Origin of the sequence: Polaribacter marinus (assembly GCF_022662535.1) — a bacterium.
Classification (GTDB): domain Bacteria; phylum Bacteroidota; class Bacteroidia; order Flavobacteriales; family Flavobacteriaceae; genus Polaribacter; species Polaribacter marinus.
The window spans coordinates 397237-416031 of sequence record NZ_JAKQYM010000002.1 but is presented as its reverse complement, the minus strand read 5'-3'; the positions used below and the strand labels follow the sequence as shown (position 1 = coordinate 416031).

The window sequence follows — 18795 nt, the reverse complement described above, 5'->3', positions numbered from 1 at the left end:
GAAAATCATCAAAATTTATATTGCTGTAATTAGATGAAAATTTAACAAAAAACAATAGGTTTTTAACACAGATCATTACGAGGACGTTAGGACGAAGTAATCTTTTAAAAAGTAGTAACAATTAATAAAGAGATTGCTTCATTCTTCGCAATGACGGAGGTGAGATTGCTTCACTACGTTCGCAACGACGTGTGTCATTACGAGGACGTTAGGACGAAGTAATCTTTTTAAAGGTAGTAACAACTAATATACAGATTGCTTCGTTTCCACTCGCAATGACGGAGGTAAGATTGCTTCGTTTCCACTCGCAATGACATTCTCCACTTAAATTAGAACTGAAATAACCAACCATCAGACAAATCATTCCAATTTGGGTTTTCTAAATTTACCAAATCGTTTTTACGTTTTCGGTTTCCTGCTTTTAGTTGTTTTTCTCTAGAAATTGCAGAATTTATATCATCAAATTCTTCAAAATAAACAAGTTTATCACAATTATATTTAGCAGTAAATCCTTTATATTTTTTTGTTTTATGTTGATAAATACGTTTTAGTAAATTACTTGTAACACCAATATATAAAACAGTATTATTTTTGTTGGTTAAGAAATATACGTGGTACTTTTTCATTTTTAAATATAGTAATTTTTACGTCATTACGAAGGAGGAACGACTGAAGTAACCTTATAAATGATAGCAGGATGTTATAAGAGATTGCTTCATTCTTCGCAATGACGAGTGTGTCATTACGAGGACGTTAGGACGAAGTAATCTTTTTAAAGGTAGTAACAATTAATAAACAGATTGCTTCATTCTTCGCAATGACGGTGGTAAGATTGCTTCGTTTCACTCGCAATGAAAATTCCACAACCATTACAAAAATCTCATCGATAAAATTAAGGTTTTAGTATAGGCAATTACCCCAAACGTCTATTCTTTTTTTATATAAAGACTTATAGTTACACATTTGAAGTGTTAATAGAAAAACACTTAAAAATGAAATTATATATCTTCTTAACAAGTTTACTTTTTGCGCAATTGGCATTTGGGCAAGACAATACAACGGCTACTAAAATATGGTCTTTTGAAGATTGTCTTAATTATGTTATAGAAAATAACATTACAATAAAAGATGCTTCTTTAAATAAAAGTATTGCAGCAGTAAGTTACAACAAGGCCAAATCATCTAGATTACCTAATTTAATAGGTAGTGCATCTCAAAATTTTTCTAGTGGAAATACAATAGATCCCATAACAAGTGATTATGTTACCAAACAAGTTAATAGTACAAACTTGGGAGTTACTAGTGCTATAACTTTATTTCAGGGGAATCAAATAAACAACCAAATCAAACAGAGTAAAACATTATTAGAACAAAGTGCACTTTTAGAAGAAGAAACAAAGAACAGTATAATTATTAGTCTTTTAGAGTCTTATTTACAAGCACTGTTTAGCAAAGAAGACATTGTTATTTCAGAAAATAATTTAATAGCTTCAGAAAAACAAGTAGAAAGAGCAAAAGCACGTTTAGAGGCAGGTGCTATTACTTTAAGTGATTTCAGTGAAGCGCAAAGTCAAGCTGCAACAAATAAATATACTGTAATTGCTGCAAAAAACAAGTATCAACAGTACATCATTACCTTAAAGCAATTATTAGAGTTACCACCTACTACTGAGTTAGAAATTCAAACAATTGATGAAAACAAAGAGTTACTTAATTTAGAGTTAAATAAAACAGAAATCTATAGCAAAGCCTTAAAACATTTGCCAGAAGTAGAAGCAAGTAAGTTAAATATAACTGCTAGTACGCAACAGTTAGATATAGCAAAAGGAGGCTTTTTACCAACATTATCATTATCAGGAAGTGTTGGTTCCGGGTATACAAGTGTTAATAGTACTAGTTTTATAGATCAGTTAGATTTAAACTTTAATCAAAAAATAGGGTTGTCATTAAGTATTCCGATATTTAATAGAAATCAAACAAAATCTGCAGTTAAAACAGCAAGTTATAATATAGAAAAAGCAGAAATACAACAGCAATCGATTATAAAAGAAGTCTATAAAAAGGTAGAAACTGCTTATCAGAATGTTGTATCATCTCAAGAACAACTTGTGGCATCAGAATCCTCTAAAGAAGCTGCAAGGCAAGCCTATAAGTTAGCTCAAAAGAAATATGAATTGGGCGGATTAAGTATCACTGATTTGGTGATCAGCCAAAATACATATACCAATGCACAACAAAATTATATTCAAGCAAAATACCTTACCATATTATATCATCAATTATTACAATTCTATCAAGGAAACAACATTAAACTTTAATTCTTACCAAAATGAAAAATAAAATAAAAACAATCATAGTGAGTATTGTAGGCATACTATTAATTGTAGCAGTCTACAGCTTTTTAAATAGAGATGAAACTATGACTATAGAAGCCAAAACAATAGCGGCAACGAAGGCAGATGTTACAACTATGGTAACAGCAACGGGTACTATAGAACCAATTACACAAGTAGAAGTAGGAACACAAGTATCTGGTGTCGTAGAAAAAATATATGTAGACTATAATAGTATTGTTAAAGAAGGCCAACTAATTGCAGAATTAGACAAAACAAATTTAAAAGCAGCATATACTCAAGCACAAGCAGTTTATGACAATGCTGTAAATCAAAGAAATTACATGCAGACAATTTATAATAGACAAAAAAGTTTGTTTGATAGTCAGGTAATTAGTCAGTCCGATTTTGATGAAGCATCTTATAATTATCAAACAGCAAAAGGTACTGTAACTCAGCGTTTATCAGATCTTCAAAAAGCTAGAACTAATTTAGGGTATGCTAATATTTATTCTCCTATTAACGGAGTTGTACTCTCTAGAGCTATAGATGAAGGTCAAACCGTTGCTGCTAGTTTAAGTACACCAACTTTGTTTACCATTGCTCAAGATTTAAAAGAAATGCAAGTAGAAGCTGATGTAGATGAAGCTGATATAGGGCAAGTAAAAGAAGGACAACGCGTAGAGTTTACGGTAGATGCTTATATCGGAGAAACATTTGAAGGTGTCGTAACTCAAGTACGATTAGACCCAACAGTTACTTCAAATGTAGTAACCTATACGGTTGTTATTAAGGCAGATAATCCAGATTTAAAACTAAAACCAGGCTTAACAGCAACCATTTCTATTTATACATTGGAGTTAAATAATGTGTTAACGGTACAGGCAAAAGCCATCAATTTTACTCCTGAGATGGAAACATTAATGGCTTATAATTTACAACATCAATTACCAGAAAGTAATCGCAAATCATTGAAAGAGAAATCAACACTTTGGGTGTTAGAAAGCAATGGAAAAATTACTCCTAAAACAGTAACTTTAGGAGCAAGCGATGGGGTGAATGTACAATTATTAAGTGGTATTTCTGAAGGAGAAAAACTAGTATATAGTTTAAAAGGAGTTGCGAATTCAGGAGTTAGTTCAGCTACTAAAAGCGAAAGTCCTTTTATGCCTAAACGTCCGGGTTCTAACAAGAAAAAATAAACAAGTATGCCTAAAGAAATCATTAAAATAGAAAATTTAAAGCGATCATTTACCATGGGAACCGAAACGGTTCACGCGCTAAGAGGTATTTCGTTTGATATTAAAGAAGGCGAATTTGTAACCATTATGGGATCTAGTGGATCTGGTAAAAGCACCATGTTAAATATTTTAGGATGTTTAGATCAACCTAGTTCTGGGAACTATGAAATTGATGGGGTGAGTATAAAAGATCTGTCTAGAAATGAATTGGCAACCATAAGAAATGAAAAGATTGGTTTTATTTTTCAATCCTATAATTTATTAGCTAGAACATCTGCTATTGAAAACGTAGAACTACCATTACTATACAATAGTAAAGTATCTACAGAAGAGCGAAGAGAACGTGCCATCAAAGCTTTAGAAAAAGTAGGATTAGGAGAACGTTTGCACCATACACCTTCACAACTTTCTGGAGGGCAACAACAACGTGTGGCTATTGCTAGGTCATTGGTCAATAATCCGGTGATGATATTAGCAGATGAGGCTACAGGAAATTTAGATACACGTACTTCATATGAAATCATGTCTTTATTTCAAGAATTAAATAAACAAGGTATTACCATCACTTTTGTAACTCATGAACCAGATATAGCAACTTTTAGTAGTAGGACTATAGTGTTAAAAGATGGTAATATTATTGAAGATTACCAAAATACAAATGTGCAATCTGCTGCAAACGAATTAGCTAAATTGCCTAAACAAGACGATTAATTATGAGACTATTAAATTTATTTAAAATCGCTTTTAAAGCTATTGTTTTGAATAAAACAAGAACATTGCTAACCATGTTAGGGATTATCATTGGTGTAGCTTCTGTAATTGCTATGCTGGCGATTGGAGAAGGATCAAAAGAAAGTATTCGTACTTCTATTTCTAATATGGGATCTAATATGATTACTATTAAAGCGGGTTCAGATACTCGTGGAGGGGTTAGACAAGAAGCAAGTGTTATGGAATCTTTAACCTTAAGTGATTTTGAAGCTATTAGAGAAAAGTCAACTCTTTTAAGTTATAGTTCTCCAATGGTAGATGGTAGAGGACAGGTTATCAATGGTTCCAACAACTGGCCTTCTTCTATTTATGGAGTGAATCCGGACTATTTAAAAATCAAGGTAGTTGATTTACAAAGTGGAAGTATGTTTACAGATGCCGAAGTGAAATCTGCTTCTAAAGTAGCTTTAATTGGTCAAACTGTTGTAGATAATGTGTTTCCTGATGGTCAGAATCCAGTTGGACAAATGATTCGTTTTAATAACATTCCGTTTAAAGTAATTGGTGTCTTAGAAGAAAAAGGAGAAAATACTTTTGGGCAAGATCAAGATGATGTGGTAATTGCGCCCTATACAACAGTTCAAAAACGTATTTTAGCTATTGATCACTTAAATCAGATTGTAGCTTCTGCAATGAGTGAAGAAGATGCACCGAATGCTGTTTTAGAGGTGAGTGAAATTTTGCGCACTCAACATAAATTGAGTAATGCTGATGAAGATGATTTTCATGTACGTTCTATGGAAGAATTAATATCAACCTTTAGTTCTACAAGTGAAATGCTTACCCTACTTTTAGTGGCAGTTGCAAGTATTTCTTTATTAATTGGAGGAATTGGTATAATGAATATCATGTATGTTTCTGTAAAAGAACGTACCAAAGAAATTGGATTACGAATGGCAGTAGGAGGTAAAGGGGCAGATATTTTAATGCAATTTTTAATAGAGGCAATTTTAATAAGTATTACAGGAGGACTCTTAGGTGTAATTCTAGGGCTAGGGTCTACTGTTTTTATCGAAAAATTCTTAAATTGGCCAACAAGTGTATCATTATACTCTATAGTAATCTCTTTTGCTGTTTGTGCTGTAACAGGTATCTTTTTTGGCTGGTATCCTGCAAGAAAAGCATCGGCTTTAGATCCAATAACTGCTTTACGCTACGAATAATAAATTATGTATAAGAATCAAAAAATAACAGTTCTATCTCATTTATTAGTTTGGTTAACGCTATTTTGCTTGCCTTACTTATTATCTTATGGTCAAGAACAAGAGATCAATAGAGTGATTGCTCATTTTTGGATTCCTTTAGTATTTTCGGCTATAATCTTCTATTTTAATTATTTTGTACTCATAGACCGATTTCTCTTTTCAAAAAAAACGACGTTGTTTATTGTTATAAATGTCTTAATTATTATTACGTTTTTATTTTTAAAAGAAAGCATAGAAGATAATTTTTTTAAGGAAATCATTAAAAAACGCATCAAAACAGATGATAGAGTAGGACCACCGTTTAAAATGGCTATCTATATACAAATGCTATCTTATATGGCTCCTTTATTCTTTTCTATAGCTTTAAAATCTACAAAACGTTGGGTTAAAACAGAAGCAGAACGTAAAGAAGCTATCAATTTTAAATTAAAATCAGAGTTACAACATTTGCATTACCAGTTACAACCGCATTTCTTTTTTAATTCTTTAAATAATATTTATTCGTTAGTTGATGTTTCTCCAGATCAAGCAAAATCATCTATACATAGTTTAAGTAAGCTAATGCGATATATGCTGTACGAAACAAACTTAGAGATTGTACCACTTAGTAAAGAAATCGATTTTCTTAAAAAGTATGTTGATTTAATGAAATTACGTGTATCAGACAAAACCAGTGTTACCTGCAATTTTCCATCCGAAGAAACCGGTATACAAATCGCACCTTTATTATTTATTTCATTAATTGAAAATGCTTTTAAACACGGGGTATCTGCTACGAAGGAGAGTCAGATAAAAATAAACATGTCTTGTAATAATGCTACCGTTTTATTCACTGTCGAAAATAATAATTTCCCAAAGAAAACAGACGATAAAAGTGGTTCAGGTATTGGTCTTAAAAACTTAGAAAAACGTTTAGAATTGTTGTACCCAAATAGATTTAAGTTTAAAAGCAGTTTAAAAGACGATTGTTTTTTAGTAACCTTAACAATTAAAACCAACTAAAAAATGAGCAAGATAAAGATAAGTTGCGTTATTGTTGATGATGAACCTATGGCACTTAATTTAGTAGAAAGTTATGTTGAAAAAACGCCTTTTTTAGTCCTTAAAAAAAAATGTAGTAGTGCTATTGAAGCTATGGAATTTATAAAAACGACTCCTGTAGATTTACTCTTTTTAGACATACAAATGCCAGATTTAACAGGCATCGAATTCTCAAAAATGTTACCAAAAGAAACGCGGGTTATTTTTACCACTGCTTTTGATCAATATGCTTTAGAAGGCTTTAAAGTAGAAGCCTTAGATTATTTGTTGAAGCCTTTTGATTATGCAGAGTTTCTTGCTGCTGCTAACAAAGCAAATACTTGGTTTGAATTGGTAAAAGAAAAAAAGCAAAACATTCTCTCTGAAGAAAAAGAATTTCTTTTTGTAAAATCAGAATACAAACAATTACGTATCAAATTAGCAGATGTTTTATATTTTGAAGGCTTAAAAGATTATATTAAAATATGGTTAAAAGACAATCCGAAAGCAATTTTAACACTCATGAGTTTAAAGTCTTTAGAAGAAGAACTGCCTGAAACTCAATTTATGCGAGTGCATCGATCTTTTATTGTAGCGTTAAAAAATATTGATATTATAGAACGCAGTCAGATAATTATTAACAATCAACGTATTACCGTTTCTGAGCAATACAAACCAAAATTCCTAGCATTTGTAAATAATAATTCACTAAATTCTTAAGGTTTTAAAGATGCAACTATATATTCTATATAAGTAGGATAAAATTAGATGTTTCAAGGTTCATTTTTAAAAAAAGTATTCACTTTATTTCTTAGAAATAAATAAGAAAAATACTTTAATATAATAAGTGATTTCTATTTTCAATCAAATTTTTATCTTTTTTAATAGTTAAAATCTACTAAATTCTACAATCTGTAGATAGAATGTTAGCCTTTATATATTTTGTTTTTTTAACAATTTTAACACAAATACCTTTAAACTATTATTTGTTATTAAAGTCTAAGTAGTATAATAAGTTGAATTTAAAATAGGAATTATGAAAACACTAATTAGAACATCGGTACTATCATCTTTATTAATGATAGCCTTTATTTCACAGGTTTCAGGACAGTCAAGACGAGCTTCTACCAAAAAAGTAGTAAAAAGAACAACCGTAGTAAAAAAAACAACTCCAAGTAGAAGAGTTTCTAGTACAAAAGTAACCTATAGAAAACCTACACGAAAAATAGTTTCAGTTCGCAATGTGCCTAATAGAAAAACAATTAAACATAAAGGACAAAACTATTACTATGCAAATAATAAATATTACACTTATGCTAGAGGACGTTATATTGTAATAGCACCTAAAGTAGGATTTAGAATTAATGTTTTACCTCGAAATTATAAAAGAATTCGTTTTAACAATTATAATTATTATCATGCAGATGGTGTCTTTTATGTACAGATAAATAATGAATATGAAGTAATAGATCCAGAAATTGGTACGATTGTTTATGAGTTACCAGAGGATTATGAAAAAGTAACTATCGATGGTCAAAAATATTACGAATATGCTAATATTTTATACGAAAAAATACAAGTAAACGGAACCAGAGCTTATGAAGTAGTGGGTATTATAGAATTAGATTAGTAATAAGCTAAAAAAAAGTGAGTTGATTGATTTATTATAAGTAGAAAAGGAGGGTGTTTTTATAACAATCCTCCTTTTTGTAATTATTAAATACACATATTTATTTAATTCTAGAAAATGGTATCTGTATCTTTGCCAAAATTATTTTTATGTCAAAGCATTTTTCCGATTTAGGAATTAGTACAGAATTACAACAAAGTATCACAGAATTACAAATATCTGTGCCTACAGATATTCAAGAAAAAGTAATTCCAGTAATTTTAAACCAAAAAGAAGATATTGTTGCTTTGGCAAAAACCGGTACAGGTAAAACGGCTGCTTTTGGTTTGCCTTTATTACAACTTATTGATATAGAAAACACTGATATTCAAGCTGTTATTCTTGCTCCAACAAGAGAACTTGGACAGCAAATCCATAGCAATTTGATAGCTTTTGCTAAATATAATCCAGAAATATCTATTGCGGTAGTATGTGGAGGAATTCCTATAAAACCACAAATAGAACGTTTAAAAACAACAACACATATTGTAGTAGCAACACCTGGACGTTTGGCAGATTTAGTAGAACGTAAAGCCATTAATATAAAAAATAGTAGTTATTTTATTTTAGATGAAGCAGATGAAATGCTTAGTGCTCTAAAAGAAGGTTTAGATAGTATTATTAAAGAAATACCCAAAAAAAGAAGAACTTTATTGTTTACAGCAACCATGCCAGGAACCATTAAGCAAATGGTAAATAATTACATGTCTAAAAATGTGGTTCAAATTGAAGCAGATATGGAAACGGTAGGTCATCAGGGAATTGATCATCAATATGTAGTTGTAGAGCCTATAGAAAAACTAAATGTTCTACTTCATTTTTTAAATTCTAGAGAAGGAGAACGCGGAATTATTTTTTGTAAAACAAAAGCAGCTGTAAATAAATTGGCTAAAAATTTAGCCATTCATAAGTTTTCTTCGGGTGCACTTCATGGTAGTTTAACGCAAGGTATTAGAGATCGAATTATGGGGCAGTTTAGAGAAGGACACATTGATATTTTGGTCGCTACAGATTTAGCTGCTCGTGGTATTGATGTAAAAGAAATTTCTTATGTTGTAAATTATCATTTACCCGACACCTATGATGCCTATGTTCATAGAAGTGGGCGTACAGCTAGAGCAGGAGCAAAAGGCTTCTCTTTAACAATCATTCAACAAGAAGAAAAAGAAGAAATTCCCGAATTTGAAAAAGCTTTAGACATTATTTTTAAACCTTTTAAAAAGGCTGATGCTAAAAGTATTGAAGAAAATAATGGCCTTTTATGGGCTAAGAAAATTTTTAAAACAAAACCCAATAGAGAGATTTCTGAAGAGTTTAAAGCAAAAATAAAAACGATTTTTCATCATTTAACAAAAGAAGAATTGGTAGATAAAATCTTAGCAAATTATATTGTTGAAAATAATATAACTACAGAAAAGAAAGAGGTCTTAAAAAAGAAAAAAAAGAAGTAAGATCTATGGATAAAAACAATCGTAATTTAGACATAGAGTCTTGCATTAATACATTACAAAATTTATTAGAAGATACCAATCGGTTATTTGAAATTCCTGAAGAACAAAGAGTCGCACTTTTTAAAGCTGCAGGTGAGTTATCAAGACCAAATCGTGATGAATTTCAACGTAGAAGAAAAGATGCTAAAAAAGCGGCAAAACGTAAAATGATTGAAGGTGATAAACACGCTAGAAAATCTACCGGAATTCGTTCTGCGCGTGAAGCTGCGTTATTTGTGGCTCCTAAATTATTAGGAGCAGCGGCAATAGATCAAGATACACCAGAATTAGAATCGCCAAGAAACTGCTACGTTTGTAAAGCCGTTTTTACCAAATTACATCATTTTTATGATACCATGTGTAAAGAATGTGGCGATTTAAATTATGCGAAACGTTTTCAAACAACTGATTTAAAAGGACAAGTAGCGGTTATCACAGGTTCTCGATTAAAAATAGGATATCACATTACTTTAATGTTATTGCGTTCTGGAGCAACTGTTGTAGCAACTACACGTTTTCCTGCAGATTCTGCCATTCGTTTTGCTAAAGAAGAAGATTATAAAGATTGGAGTCATCGTTTACACATTCATGGACTCGATTTAAGACACATACCAAGTGTTGAAATTTTCTGTAATTATATAGAACAAAAATACGATCGATTAGATATTTTAATCAATAATGCTGCACAAACTGTAAGAAGACCTTCAGGATTTTACTTCCATTTAATGGAAAATGAAAAGAAACCGATACATCAATTACCTAAATTAGCGCAGACTTTATTAAAAGATCATTCAAGTTGTTTAGAAGAATTAGCAGACTTAAGTCTGTCTACTTCTAAAACAGATAAAAATAATGTATTGCCTGTAACTTGGCACGGACCAGAACCCGGAATTGGTTTGCGTAATTCGGCAGAATTATCCCAAATTCCGTATAGTTTTGATAATTCATTACAAACAGCAGAAGTTTTTCCAGAAGGAGAATTAGATGCAGATTTACAACAAGTAGATTTAAGAAAAACCAATAGTTGGCGTTTAAAATTAGGCGAAATAGAAACTACAGAAATGGTAGAAGTACAGTTGGTAAATGCTGTAGCGCCATTTGTTTTGTGTAATCGTTTGTCTAACTTGATGATGAAAGAAAATACAGGCAAAAAACATATTATTAATGTAACTGCCATGGAAGGGAAGTTCCATCGATTTAAAAAGGTAGACAGACATCCGCATACCAATATGGCAAAAGCAGCCTTAAATATGTTAACGCATACTTCTGCATCTACATTTGCCAAGAAAGGTATTTATATGAATGCCGTTGATACAGGTTGGGTTACAGATGAAGACCCTGCAGAATTATCAAAGAAAAAAGTAGAAACACACGATTTTCAACCTCCTTTAGATATTGTAGATGGTGCTGCTAGAGTTATGGATCCATTAATTGATGGTATCAATACAGAAAAACACTGGTCTGGTAAATTTTTGAAAGACTATTTCCCGATTGATTGGTAAAATATAGTATTAATTTGATCTGGTATCATTCTATTTTTAACGATAAATAGCTTATAAATAGAAATGATATCAATTAAATAATTGTATATCAGAAAAATGGCACCATCTTTGCTTATTAATTAGTATTATAAATTTAATAACAAAATAATGAATAAAGGAATAGTAAAATTTTTCAATGAATCTAAAGGATTTGGATTTATCACTGAAGAAGGAGTAGACAAAGATCATTTTGTACACATTTCAGGTTTAATCGACGAAATCAATGAAGGTGACAATGTAGAATTTGACCTACAAGAAGGAAACAAAGGATTAAATGCAGTGAACGTAAAAGTGATCTAAAAAATATACTTCAAGTTTTATAAAAGCCCATCAATTATTGATGGGCTTTTTTTTATTAACGATCTTTTCTTCTATTTGTAAGCTATTTTATTTTAAGCTTTCTAATAATTTTTTAGCAACGAATTCTGATGAAGCTGGATTTTGACCCGTAATTAGATTACCATCCTGTATTGCATAAGCAGACCAATCCTCTTTTTTAGCATAGATTCCACCATTTTTAGTTAACATATCTTGTACTAAAAAAGGAACAACATCCGTAAGTCCAACAGCTGCTTCTTCTGTATTTGTAAATCCTGTTACTTTTTTCCCTTTAACGAAAGGAGTACCATCTGTATTTTTAACATCTTTTAAAGCTGCAGGAGCATGACATACAAAACCGATTGGTTTGTTTTGATTGTTAAATTTTTCAATTAAAGTAATAGAGGTTGTATCATTTGCTAAATCCCATAAAGGACCATGACCACCTGGATAAAATACCGCATCAAAATCATCTGGATTCATATCTGCTAATACTTTAGTGTTTGCTATTTTATCTTTTGCATCAGCATCTTTGTTAAAGCGCTCAGTGGCTTCAGTTGCCGCATCTGGCGAATCGCTACTTGGATCTAATGGTGCAGCACCTCCTTTTGGAGTTGCAATCGTAATTTTTGCTCCTTTATCTAATAAGGTGTAATATGGACTTGCAAATTCTTCAACCCAAAATCCTGTTTTCTTTCCTGTATCTCCTAATTTATCGTGAGATGTTAATACGAATAATACGTTCATTTTTTTCTTTTTTTGATTCTTTAACTTAATAAGCCATTTTTACTATTTTCTCTACTTTATCTGGAGATAAGTCTTGGTGTTCACCTAATCCCAACCATCCACGGTCAGTAAATCGTTTGGCTATTTTTTCAGCAGTACCTTCATAATCTTTAGTGTAATCAGATAACTTTGTATCGATACCTAATTGGTGAAAGAACTCGGTTGTTTTTTCAATCGCAGCATAAGCCTTATCGTCTGTGCTACCTTCGGTAACATTCCAAACTCGTTCAGCATATTGTGCTAATTTTTCTTTCTTCGCTTCAAAATTAAATTTGTAATGGCTTGGTGCAATTACCGCTAGTGTACGTGCGTGGTCAATACCAAACATTGCTGTTAATTCGTGTCCCATCGAATGAATAGCCCAATCACCTGGTACTCCTTTCTGTATGAGTCCATTTAATGCCATTGTACAACTCCACATAAAGTTTGCGGCAGCATTATAATCTGTAGGATCTTTTAGAACTTTTGGTGCAACTTCAATTAGAGTTTGTAATATACTTTCCGCAAAACGATCTTGTAATAAGGCTCCAACGGGGTAAGTCATATATTGTTCTAGAACGTGAGTAAATGCATCTGTTAATCCGTTTGCTAATTGTCTTTCCGGAATAGATGTAATTACTTGAGGATCTAGAATAGAGAATTCAGGAAATAAACCAGGTCCACCCATAGCTAATTTCTCTTGAGTTTCAGCTCTAGTAATTACGGCACCAGAATTCATTTCAGATCCTGTAGCAGGAAGTGTTAAAACGGTTCCAAAAGGCATTCCTTTTTCAGTTCTAATGTTTTTAGTTAAAATATCCCAAGGTGTTTCTCCTTCAAAAACAGCTGCAGCAGATAAAAATTTTGTACCATCTATTACCGATCCACCACCAACAGCTAATAAATACGTAATGTTTTTGTCTTTAATTATTTTTAAAGCTTCCATTAACTTAGCGTATTCTGGATTTGCAGGAATTCCACCAAATTCAATAACATCAACTTTCGCTAAGGCTGTTTTTACTTGGTCGTAAATGCCATTCTTTTTTATACTACCACCACCATAAAGCATTAATACTTTGGCGTCTTTAGGTATTTCGTTTTCTATTTTTTCTATAGTATCCTTTCCAAATATAATTTTGGTTGGATTTTTAAATTCAAAATTGTTCATTTTTTTTTATTCTTAATTATTCAATTACAGTTACTAAATCTTCCATAGGCTTTCTAACTTTTACCAAGTTTACTAGCCAATCTTTGTCTTCTGCTCTATATCCTATTGGTAATAAAACAGCACTGCGTAATCCTTTTTCTCTTAGTCCTAGGATTTCATCAACAGCAGCAGGATCAAATCCTTCTAAAGGTGTTGCATCTACATTTTCGTAAGCAGCTGCTGTAATTGCATTTGCAAAAGCTATATAAGCTTGTTTTGCAGCATGGTTAAAGTTTTCTTCTGGATCTCTTTGTGGATACATCCCTAATAACATTTGGCGGTAGTTTTCCCATCCTTCATTTTCAAAACCTCTAATTTTGTTTGTAAGATCAAACATATAATTTATTCTATCTACTGTATAAGTATCCCAAGCAGCAAATACAAGTAAATGTGAACAATCTGTAATTACAGATTGATTCCAAGCTATAGGTTTTATTTTTTCTTTAATTTCTTTATTTTTAATTACAAAAATTTCAAAAGGTTGTAACCCACTTGAGGTTGGTGCTAAACGTGCTGCTTCTAAAATACGTGTAATTTTATCTTCTGATACAGCTTTTCCGTTCATTGCTTTGGCTGCATACCTCCAATTTAATTTATCTAATAATTCCATATCTATAATTTATACTTAAACGTTGTTTCCTAATTTATGAATGTTTTCTGAAGTTATAATCACATCAGCATAATAGTTTGTATTTGCCAAGTATATCATAGCTTGTGCTATGTTTTTGGCGTTCACTATTTTATATTTTTTTAATTTACCGAAGAAAAAAGGTTGAATTACTTTGAAAATTACTAATCCTATTTTTTCTAATCGTCTAGATTCTTTTCTTTCACCACCAATTAAAGACGGTCTTAAAACCCATGTTTTTTTAATCTTTTGCTCTAAGACCTTTTGTTCCATTTCTCCTTTCGTCTTATTGTAAAAAACAGTACTATTTTTATTTGCTCCCATTGCTGAGATCACTAAAAATGTAGGGATGTTATTTTCTTTGGAAAGCTTTGCGGCAGCAAGCGGAATTCCGAAATCTATTTTTTTATAAAGCGTTTTATCTGGAGTCTTTTTCGCTGTGGTACCAATACAACAATACACTTCGTCGGCTGTAAAGTCAGTTTTAAATTGATTGAGCTCTAAAAGATCACCAATAAAATGCTTGACTTTATTTGGCAAACCTTCCATTTTTGAACGCGAAAACAATTTAATGGTATCGTAACGCTCATCTTCAATTAATTTTTGAAGCACCAACCCCCCCGTTAAACCAGAAGCACCTAATATAATAGCTGTTTTTTTCATGTTATTTACACATTTTTATGCTGCTCCAAGCTGATTGATAAGCTTCTTCTAAATGTGTTTTATCTAATGTAAAGGCCCCACTTTTTTGAGTCATCATTAAAAATGATAACGGATTGATGGCATAAGCATATAATATATAATCAGAAATCGGTTTTATAACCCCTTCTTTTTTACCACGTTCCCAAAGGTCGAGTAGTGGTTGTAAGTGCTTAATACCTTCCTGTCTGCTTTCCTCGTCTATCATTGGAGTATTATCACACTGTGCTAAAAACATAGCATACTCGCATTCCTTGAGTTTAAAATCAGCGATGCGTTTCCATATCATTTCAAAACCTTCTTTAATGGGCATTGTAGGATCATAATTCGCAAATGCATATTTTGTGTATTCTGCCTTAACATCTATATACGTTTGATTCACTAAGTCTTGTTTGTTTTCAAAGTATAAATAAATCGTTGCTGGTGAGACCTTAGCCATTTTAGCAATTTTACTCATAGGCGTCGCATGAAATCCATTATTATTAACCAGTTCTATGGTTGCCTTAACAAGTGCATTACGTTTATCGATACTTTTTTGAAGTTTTGCCATGATTTCATAAATTCTGAGGCAAAGCTATGTTAAAAATGAATGTTCATTCTTTTTTTTTGATAAGATTTTTAATTACTATTATAAAGAAAATCGATAGGGAAGAGAATATATATGTAGGAAAGTAAAAGCGATTAAAATTAAAAAACTTAATTGTTTATGAACCAATGTAATTAAAACAAATACTTAAAATAAAAAAAAGTAGTTTAAACCTTATTTACACGATCTACATGATCTAAAACTGAAATAGATAAACGAATGATGCAATCTACAGTACAGGTTAAATCATGAGGAACATTTCCTTGTAAGGAAATAATGTCGCCTTTTGATAACACTTGTTTTTCACCATTAATACCAAAGGTTATCTCTCCTTCAAAAATTTCTATAACGATTGGAAAAGGTGCCTTATGTTCTTTCATAAACTGCCCTTCTTTCATTACAATACGAATTTCTTTGGTATGGGCTGTTTCAAATAAAACTGTAATTGTTGGTTTATTGTTTTCTTTATAAGTAATATTATTTAGTAAAGATGCTTTTTGCATAATGATAAATCTTAAATTAGTAATTATATATAAATTAACTTGTTCAATAATAAGGTACAATAAAAGTAGTTTTTCTTTCTAAACAAATGCCACAATATTTCTAAATTATTTTTTGAATAAATTTTGCTAAATTCACCTAATAAATAGTATTACTAATACTTCCAATATTAATAAACAAAATATGATCAAAAAAAGCATATCCACTATTTTAATGATGATTTGTACAAGCATAATATTAGGACAAAGTATTGCAAGGGTCGAGAATATTAAAATACAATCCAAAAAGTTAAAGCAAGAAAGAGAAATTATAGTTTATACTCCAATTGATTACGATTGGAGGAAAAACGAATTTTTTAATGTAATCTATGTGTTTGATAGTCATAGTAGAGAATTCTTTGATTATACAAGCGCTATCGTTTCATTTTTAAATACCAAATCCTTTATTGTAGTTGGTATAACTTCTCCTTATAATGAAAAACTTGATTACTCAAGAAATAACGACCTTTTACCAATTTTAAAAACTAAAAATTCGATTGATAGATTCGGGAAATACTCAGGAAATGCAGAGAACTTCTTTAATTATGTTAGTAAAGAAATCATTCCATATATTGATTCTCATTATAGAACCTTAAATAGTAGAATAGCGGTTGGACATTCGTTAAGTGCTTCATTTATTTTAGATTCATTTATTAAAAACCCTAATCTGTTTAATAATTATATAGCTATTTCGCCAAATTTTGCTTACGATAATAACAAGTTAGCCAATAAGCTTGTTGATTTTGATTATTCTAAAATAGATAAAACAACCTATTTATATTTAAGTAATGCAAATGAGGGTATAAAATATTGGGAAGAATGGAAACCAGCAAGAAATATAGTATACAAATTTTTTAACCAAACATTAAAGAATGATAATTTAAAAGTTCAAATTAATGAATTTCCAGAAAATACCCATTGGAATACTTTTCCTCCAAGTCTTAATAAAGGACTTAATTTTTACTTTAAAAGAATTTCTGATTTACAAGAAAAAGAATTAAGTAAAGAAGAATATAAAGTTACAATAAAAATTAAAGTATTAAATAAAAATGATACTATTTACATAACAGGAAATCAAAATAATTTAGGGAATTGGAATCCTAAAAAAATAAAAATGGAAAGAATTTCAGATTTTGAAAGAGAAATTAAGTTAAATCTTAAAAGTCCAGCTCAATTTAAAATTACAAAAGGAAATTGGAATTCTGAAGCTCAAATAAAAGGAACTTATAAAGCTATTACTATTAAACCTGAAAAACAATCTAAATTTGAGTTTGAGATAGAAAGTTATTATTAAAAATATTCTTGTTTAAACAGATTGTAGAGCTTCTTTTTTTCACTTATTAATATTTAAAACAGCCTTTAATTAAGCATTGGCATTATATATTTTCTTTAAAATGAATGACGTTGCTCTTCTGTTGCAGAAGCTTTTAGCAATTGATTAAAAGTTTTAATACGATTAAAATCATTGGTGATTTCTTGTGCTACAGCAACACCTGAAATTCCACAAGCTAAAATAAGTGGAACATCTGCTGTAGTAATACCTCCAAAACCTATAATGGGTGTTTGGGTATTTAAAGTATTTAGAATGCTTGTATAACCTTCTATTCCTAAATGGTTTGTAGCATTTCTTCTAAATGGGCCTAGACTGATATAATCTACTTGTTTAGATATAGATAATTGACAATCTTGTAAGGTATTGGCTGTTGTTCCTATAATTTGCCAAGTATATAAATAAGTTCTTACTTTAGTAGGACAAGTACTGTCATTTCCTAAATGAACACCATCAGCTTTTACCTCTTTGGCAATTTTATAATGATCTTTTATGATTAATCTTGTTTGAAAATATGCCGTAATTTCTCTGACTTCTTTAGCTAATACCAAAGCTTCCTCTTCCGTTAGTCCTTTTAATGACAACTGTACCAATTCTGCTCCATAAGAACAGGCATTTTGAATATTTTCTAGATGCTCTTTTGGTGTGTTTCCTAGAGAAATATAATGTAGTTTAGAGATAACCATTGTTTTTTATAAAGGTATTTGCAAATTAAAAAATATTAAATAGTCACGGTCTTAGCGTATTCCATAAAAGTAGATTCAAAACGTTTTAGTATAGGATGCATTTTTTCAGAATAAATCACAAACTGACATTTCTGAATACTTTGTGTAATAGCTACCAATGCAGTATAGGATGCATTATCTACTAAAAACTCAGCATCATCTATATTAAATATTTTTAATTGAGAGGTAGGTAATCCTTCTAACAACAGCAATTTGTTTACAGTTTTAGGTGTACCAATTAAAATATCTACTCCTTCAAATATTTCAGATTTAAGAACATCAATATGTGATTTTTCATCACATAAATACACACGTAAATCTGTAAACCTTGTATAAGGTAAAAAGGCATCATTGGTTTCTAATGCTTTTTCATTGTTTGCTACCAAAACAATGGCCCTTGGAGCATTTCCTACTTCTTCACATTTTAATTTATGTAAAGTGGTAAGAACTAATGTACTTGTTTTTCCTCCATCTTTTGGGGCAGTACAAAATACGTTGGTACCACTTTTAATAACAGGAATACTTTTACTTTGAAAAGGGGTAGGAATGTTAATTTCTAGAGAGGTTAACCGCTCTTTAAGATGTGGGTGTAATTTTTTAAAAGGCATAGTAATATAGCTATGATTATGGGATAAAAATGTGCGCAAATGTACAATTAAAACGGCATACAACTAGATAAGATAAATCTACATGTATTTTTTAGAAAAGAAAATTTGTACGCTTATTTC

20 protein-coding genes are annotated in these 18795 nt (G+C 30.8%); 11 read left to right on the top strand and 9 right to left on the bottom strand.

The window, feature by feature from the left end; genetic code table 11:
- Positions 1 to 329: 329 nt before the first annotated feature.
- A complete protein-coding gene (locus MC378_RS05135) occupies positions 330 to 626 on the bottom strand; it encodes a GIY-YIG nuclease family protein (RefSeq protein WP_242177652.1) in 297 nt (98 codons plus the stop codon).
- Positions 627 to 992: 366 nt separating this feature from the next.
- On the opposite strand from MC378_RS05135, the gene MC378_RS05130 reads away from it, so the two are divergent.
- From MC378_RS05130 to MC378_RS05085, 10 genes are all read left to right on the top strand, one after another.
- Entirely contained in the window at positions 993 to 2318 is a 1326-nt protein-coding gene (locus tag MC378_RS05130; protein ID WP_242177651.1) for a TolC family protein, read from the top strand.
- 11 nt (positions 2319 to 2329) lie between these two features.
- Positions 2330 to 3535: an efflux RND transporter periplasmic adaptor subunit gene (locus tag MC378_RS05125; RefSeq protein WP_242177650.1), complete on the top strand. Its 1206-nt coding sequence runs from the start codon at positions 2330 to 2332 to the stop codon at positions 3533 to 3535.
- 6 nt (positions 3536 to 3541) lie between these two features.
- Positions 3542 to 4285: an ABC transporter ATP-binding protein gene (locus MC378_RS05120; RefSeq protein WP_242177649.1), complete on the top strand. Its 744-nt coding sequence runs from the start codon at positions 3542 to 3544 to the stop codon at positions 4283 to 4285.
- Between the two features lie 2 nt (positions 4286 to 4287).
- Positions 4288 to 5508: an ABC transporter permease gene (locus tag MC378_RS05115; RefSeq protein WP_242177648.1), complete on the top strand. Its 1221-nt coding sequence runs from the start codon at positions 4288 to 4290 to the stop codon at positions 5506 to 5508.
- A 6-nt stretch (positions 5509 to 5514) separates the two neighbouring features.
- Positions 5515 to 6552: a sensor histidine kinase gene (locus MC378_RS05110; protein WP_242177647.1), complete on the top strand. Its 1038-nt coding sequence runs from the start codon at positions 5515 to 5517 to the stop codon at positions 6550 to 6552.
- Positions 6553 to 6555: 3 nt separating this feature from the next.
- Positions 6556 to 7290, top strand: a complete 735-nt coding sequence (locus MC378_RS05105; RefSeq protein WP_242177646.1) for a LytR/AlgR family response regulator transcription factor — start codon at positions 6556 to 6558, stop codon at positions 7288 to 7290.
- A gap of 316 nt (positions 7291 to 7606) precedes the next feature.
- Positions 7607 to 8200 carry a DUF6515 family protein gene (locus MC378_RS05100; RefSeq protein ID WP_242177645.1) on the top strand — a complete coding sequence of 198 codons (594 nt, stop codon included), beginning with the start codon at positions 7607 to 7609 and terminating at the stop codon, positions 8198 to 8200.
- A 149-nt stretch (positions 8201 to 8349) separates the two neighbouring features.
- Positions 8350 to 9690 (top strand): DEAD/DEAH box helicase, encoded by a 1341-nt coding sequence (locus MC378_RS05095; protein WP_242177644.1) that lies wholly within the window; start codon positions 8350 to 8352, stop codon positions 9688 to 9690.
- 5 nt (positions 9691 to 9695) lie between these two features.
- A complete protein-coding gene (locus MC378_RS05090; protein WP_242177643.1) occupies positions 9696 to 11231 on the top strand; it encodes an SDR family NAD(P)-dependent oxidoreductase in 1536 nt (511 codons plus the stop codon).
- 147 nt (positions 11232 to 11378) lie between these two features.
- Positions 11379 to 11570 (top strand): cold-shock protein, encoded by a 192-nt coding sequence (locus tag MC378_RS05085; RefSeq protein ID WP_242177642.1) that lies wholly within the window; start codon positions 11379 to 11381, stop codon positions 11568 to 11570.
- Positions 11571 to 11657: 87 nt separating this feature from the next.
- On the opposite strand, the gene MC378_RS05080 is transcribed toward MC378_RS05085, so the two are convergent.
- The 6 genes from MC378_RS05080 to MC378_RS05055 all read right to left on the bottom strand — a co-directional run bounded on the left by MC378_RS05080 (position 11658) and on the right by MC378_RS05055 (position 15976).
- Entirely contained in the window at positions 11658 to 12335 is a 678-nt protein-coding gene (locus MC378_RS05080) for a type 1 glutamine amidotransferase domain-containing protein (RefSeq protein ID WP_242177641.1), read from the bottom strand.
- A gap of 25 nt (positions 12336 to 12360) precedes the next feature.
- Complete coding sequence (locus tag MC378_RS05075) at positions 12361 to 13521, bottom strand: iron-containing alcohol dehydrogenase (protein WP_242177640.1); 1161 nt, start codon at positions 13519 to 13521, stop codon at positions 12361 to 12363.
- A gap of 16 nt (positions 13522 to 13537) precedes the next feature.
- The gene (locus tag MC378_RS05070; RefSeq protein WP_242177639.1) at positions 13538 to 14170 is read right to left on the bottom strand and encodes a nitroreductase family protein; all 633 of its coding nucleotides are present in this window, start codon (positions 14168 to 14170) and stop codon (positions 13538 to 13540) included.
- A 15-nt stretch (positions 14171 to 14185) separates the two neighbouring features.
- Positions 14186 to 14851, bottom strand: a complete 666-nt coding sequence (locus MC378_RS05065; protein WP_242177638.1) for an NAD(P)H-binding protein — start codon at positions 14849 to 14851, stop codon at positions 14186 to 14188.
- Position 14852: 1 nt separating this feature from the next.
- Positions 14853 to 15437, bottom strand: coding sequence for a TetR/AcrR family transcriptional regulator (locus MC378_RS05060; RefSeq protein WP_242177637.1), 585 nt, complete (start codon positions 15435 to 15437; stop codon positions 14853 to 14855).
- Between the two features lie 203 nt (positions 15438 to 15640).
- Positions 15641 to 15976 carry a cupin domain-containing protein gene (locus MC378_RS05055; protein WP_242177636.1) on the bottom strand — a complete coding sequence of 112 codons (336 nt, stop codon included), beginning with the start codon at positions 15974 to 15976 and terminating at the stop codon, positions 15641 to 15643.
- Positions 15977 to 16157: 181 nt separating this feature from the next.
- Between MC378_RS05055 and MC378_RS05050 the strand changes: the two genes are divergently transcribed.
- The gene (locus MC378_RS05050) at positions 16158 to 17306 is read left to right on the top strand and encodes an alpha/beta hydrolase-fold protein (RefSeq protein ID WP_242177635.1); all 1149 of its coding nucleotides are present in this window, start codon (positions 16158 to 16160) and stop codon (positions 17304 to 17306) included.
- A gap of 95 nt (positions 17307 to 17401) precedes the next feature.
- Here the strand turns inward: MC378_RS05050 and MC378_RS05045 are convergent, their stop codons facing one another.
- Together MC378_RS05045 and MC378_RS05040 are read right to left on the bottom strand one after the other, a co-directional pair.
- A complete protein-coding gene (locus tag MC378_RS05045; protein ID WP_242177634.1) occupies positions 17402 to 18028 on the bottom strand; it encodes a thiamine phosphate synthase in 627 nt (208 codons plus the stop codon).
- 35 nt (positions 18029 to 18063) lie between these two features.
- Positions 18064 to 18675 carry a DEAD/DEAH box helicase gene (locus MC378_RS05040; protein WP_242177633.1) on the bottom strand — a complete coding sequence of 204 codons (612 nt, stop codon included), beginning with the start codon at positions 18673 to 18675 and terminating at the stop codon, positions 18064 to 18066.
- Positions 18676 to 18795 lie beyond the last annotated feature (120 nt).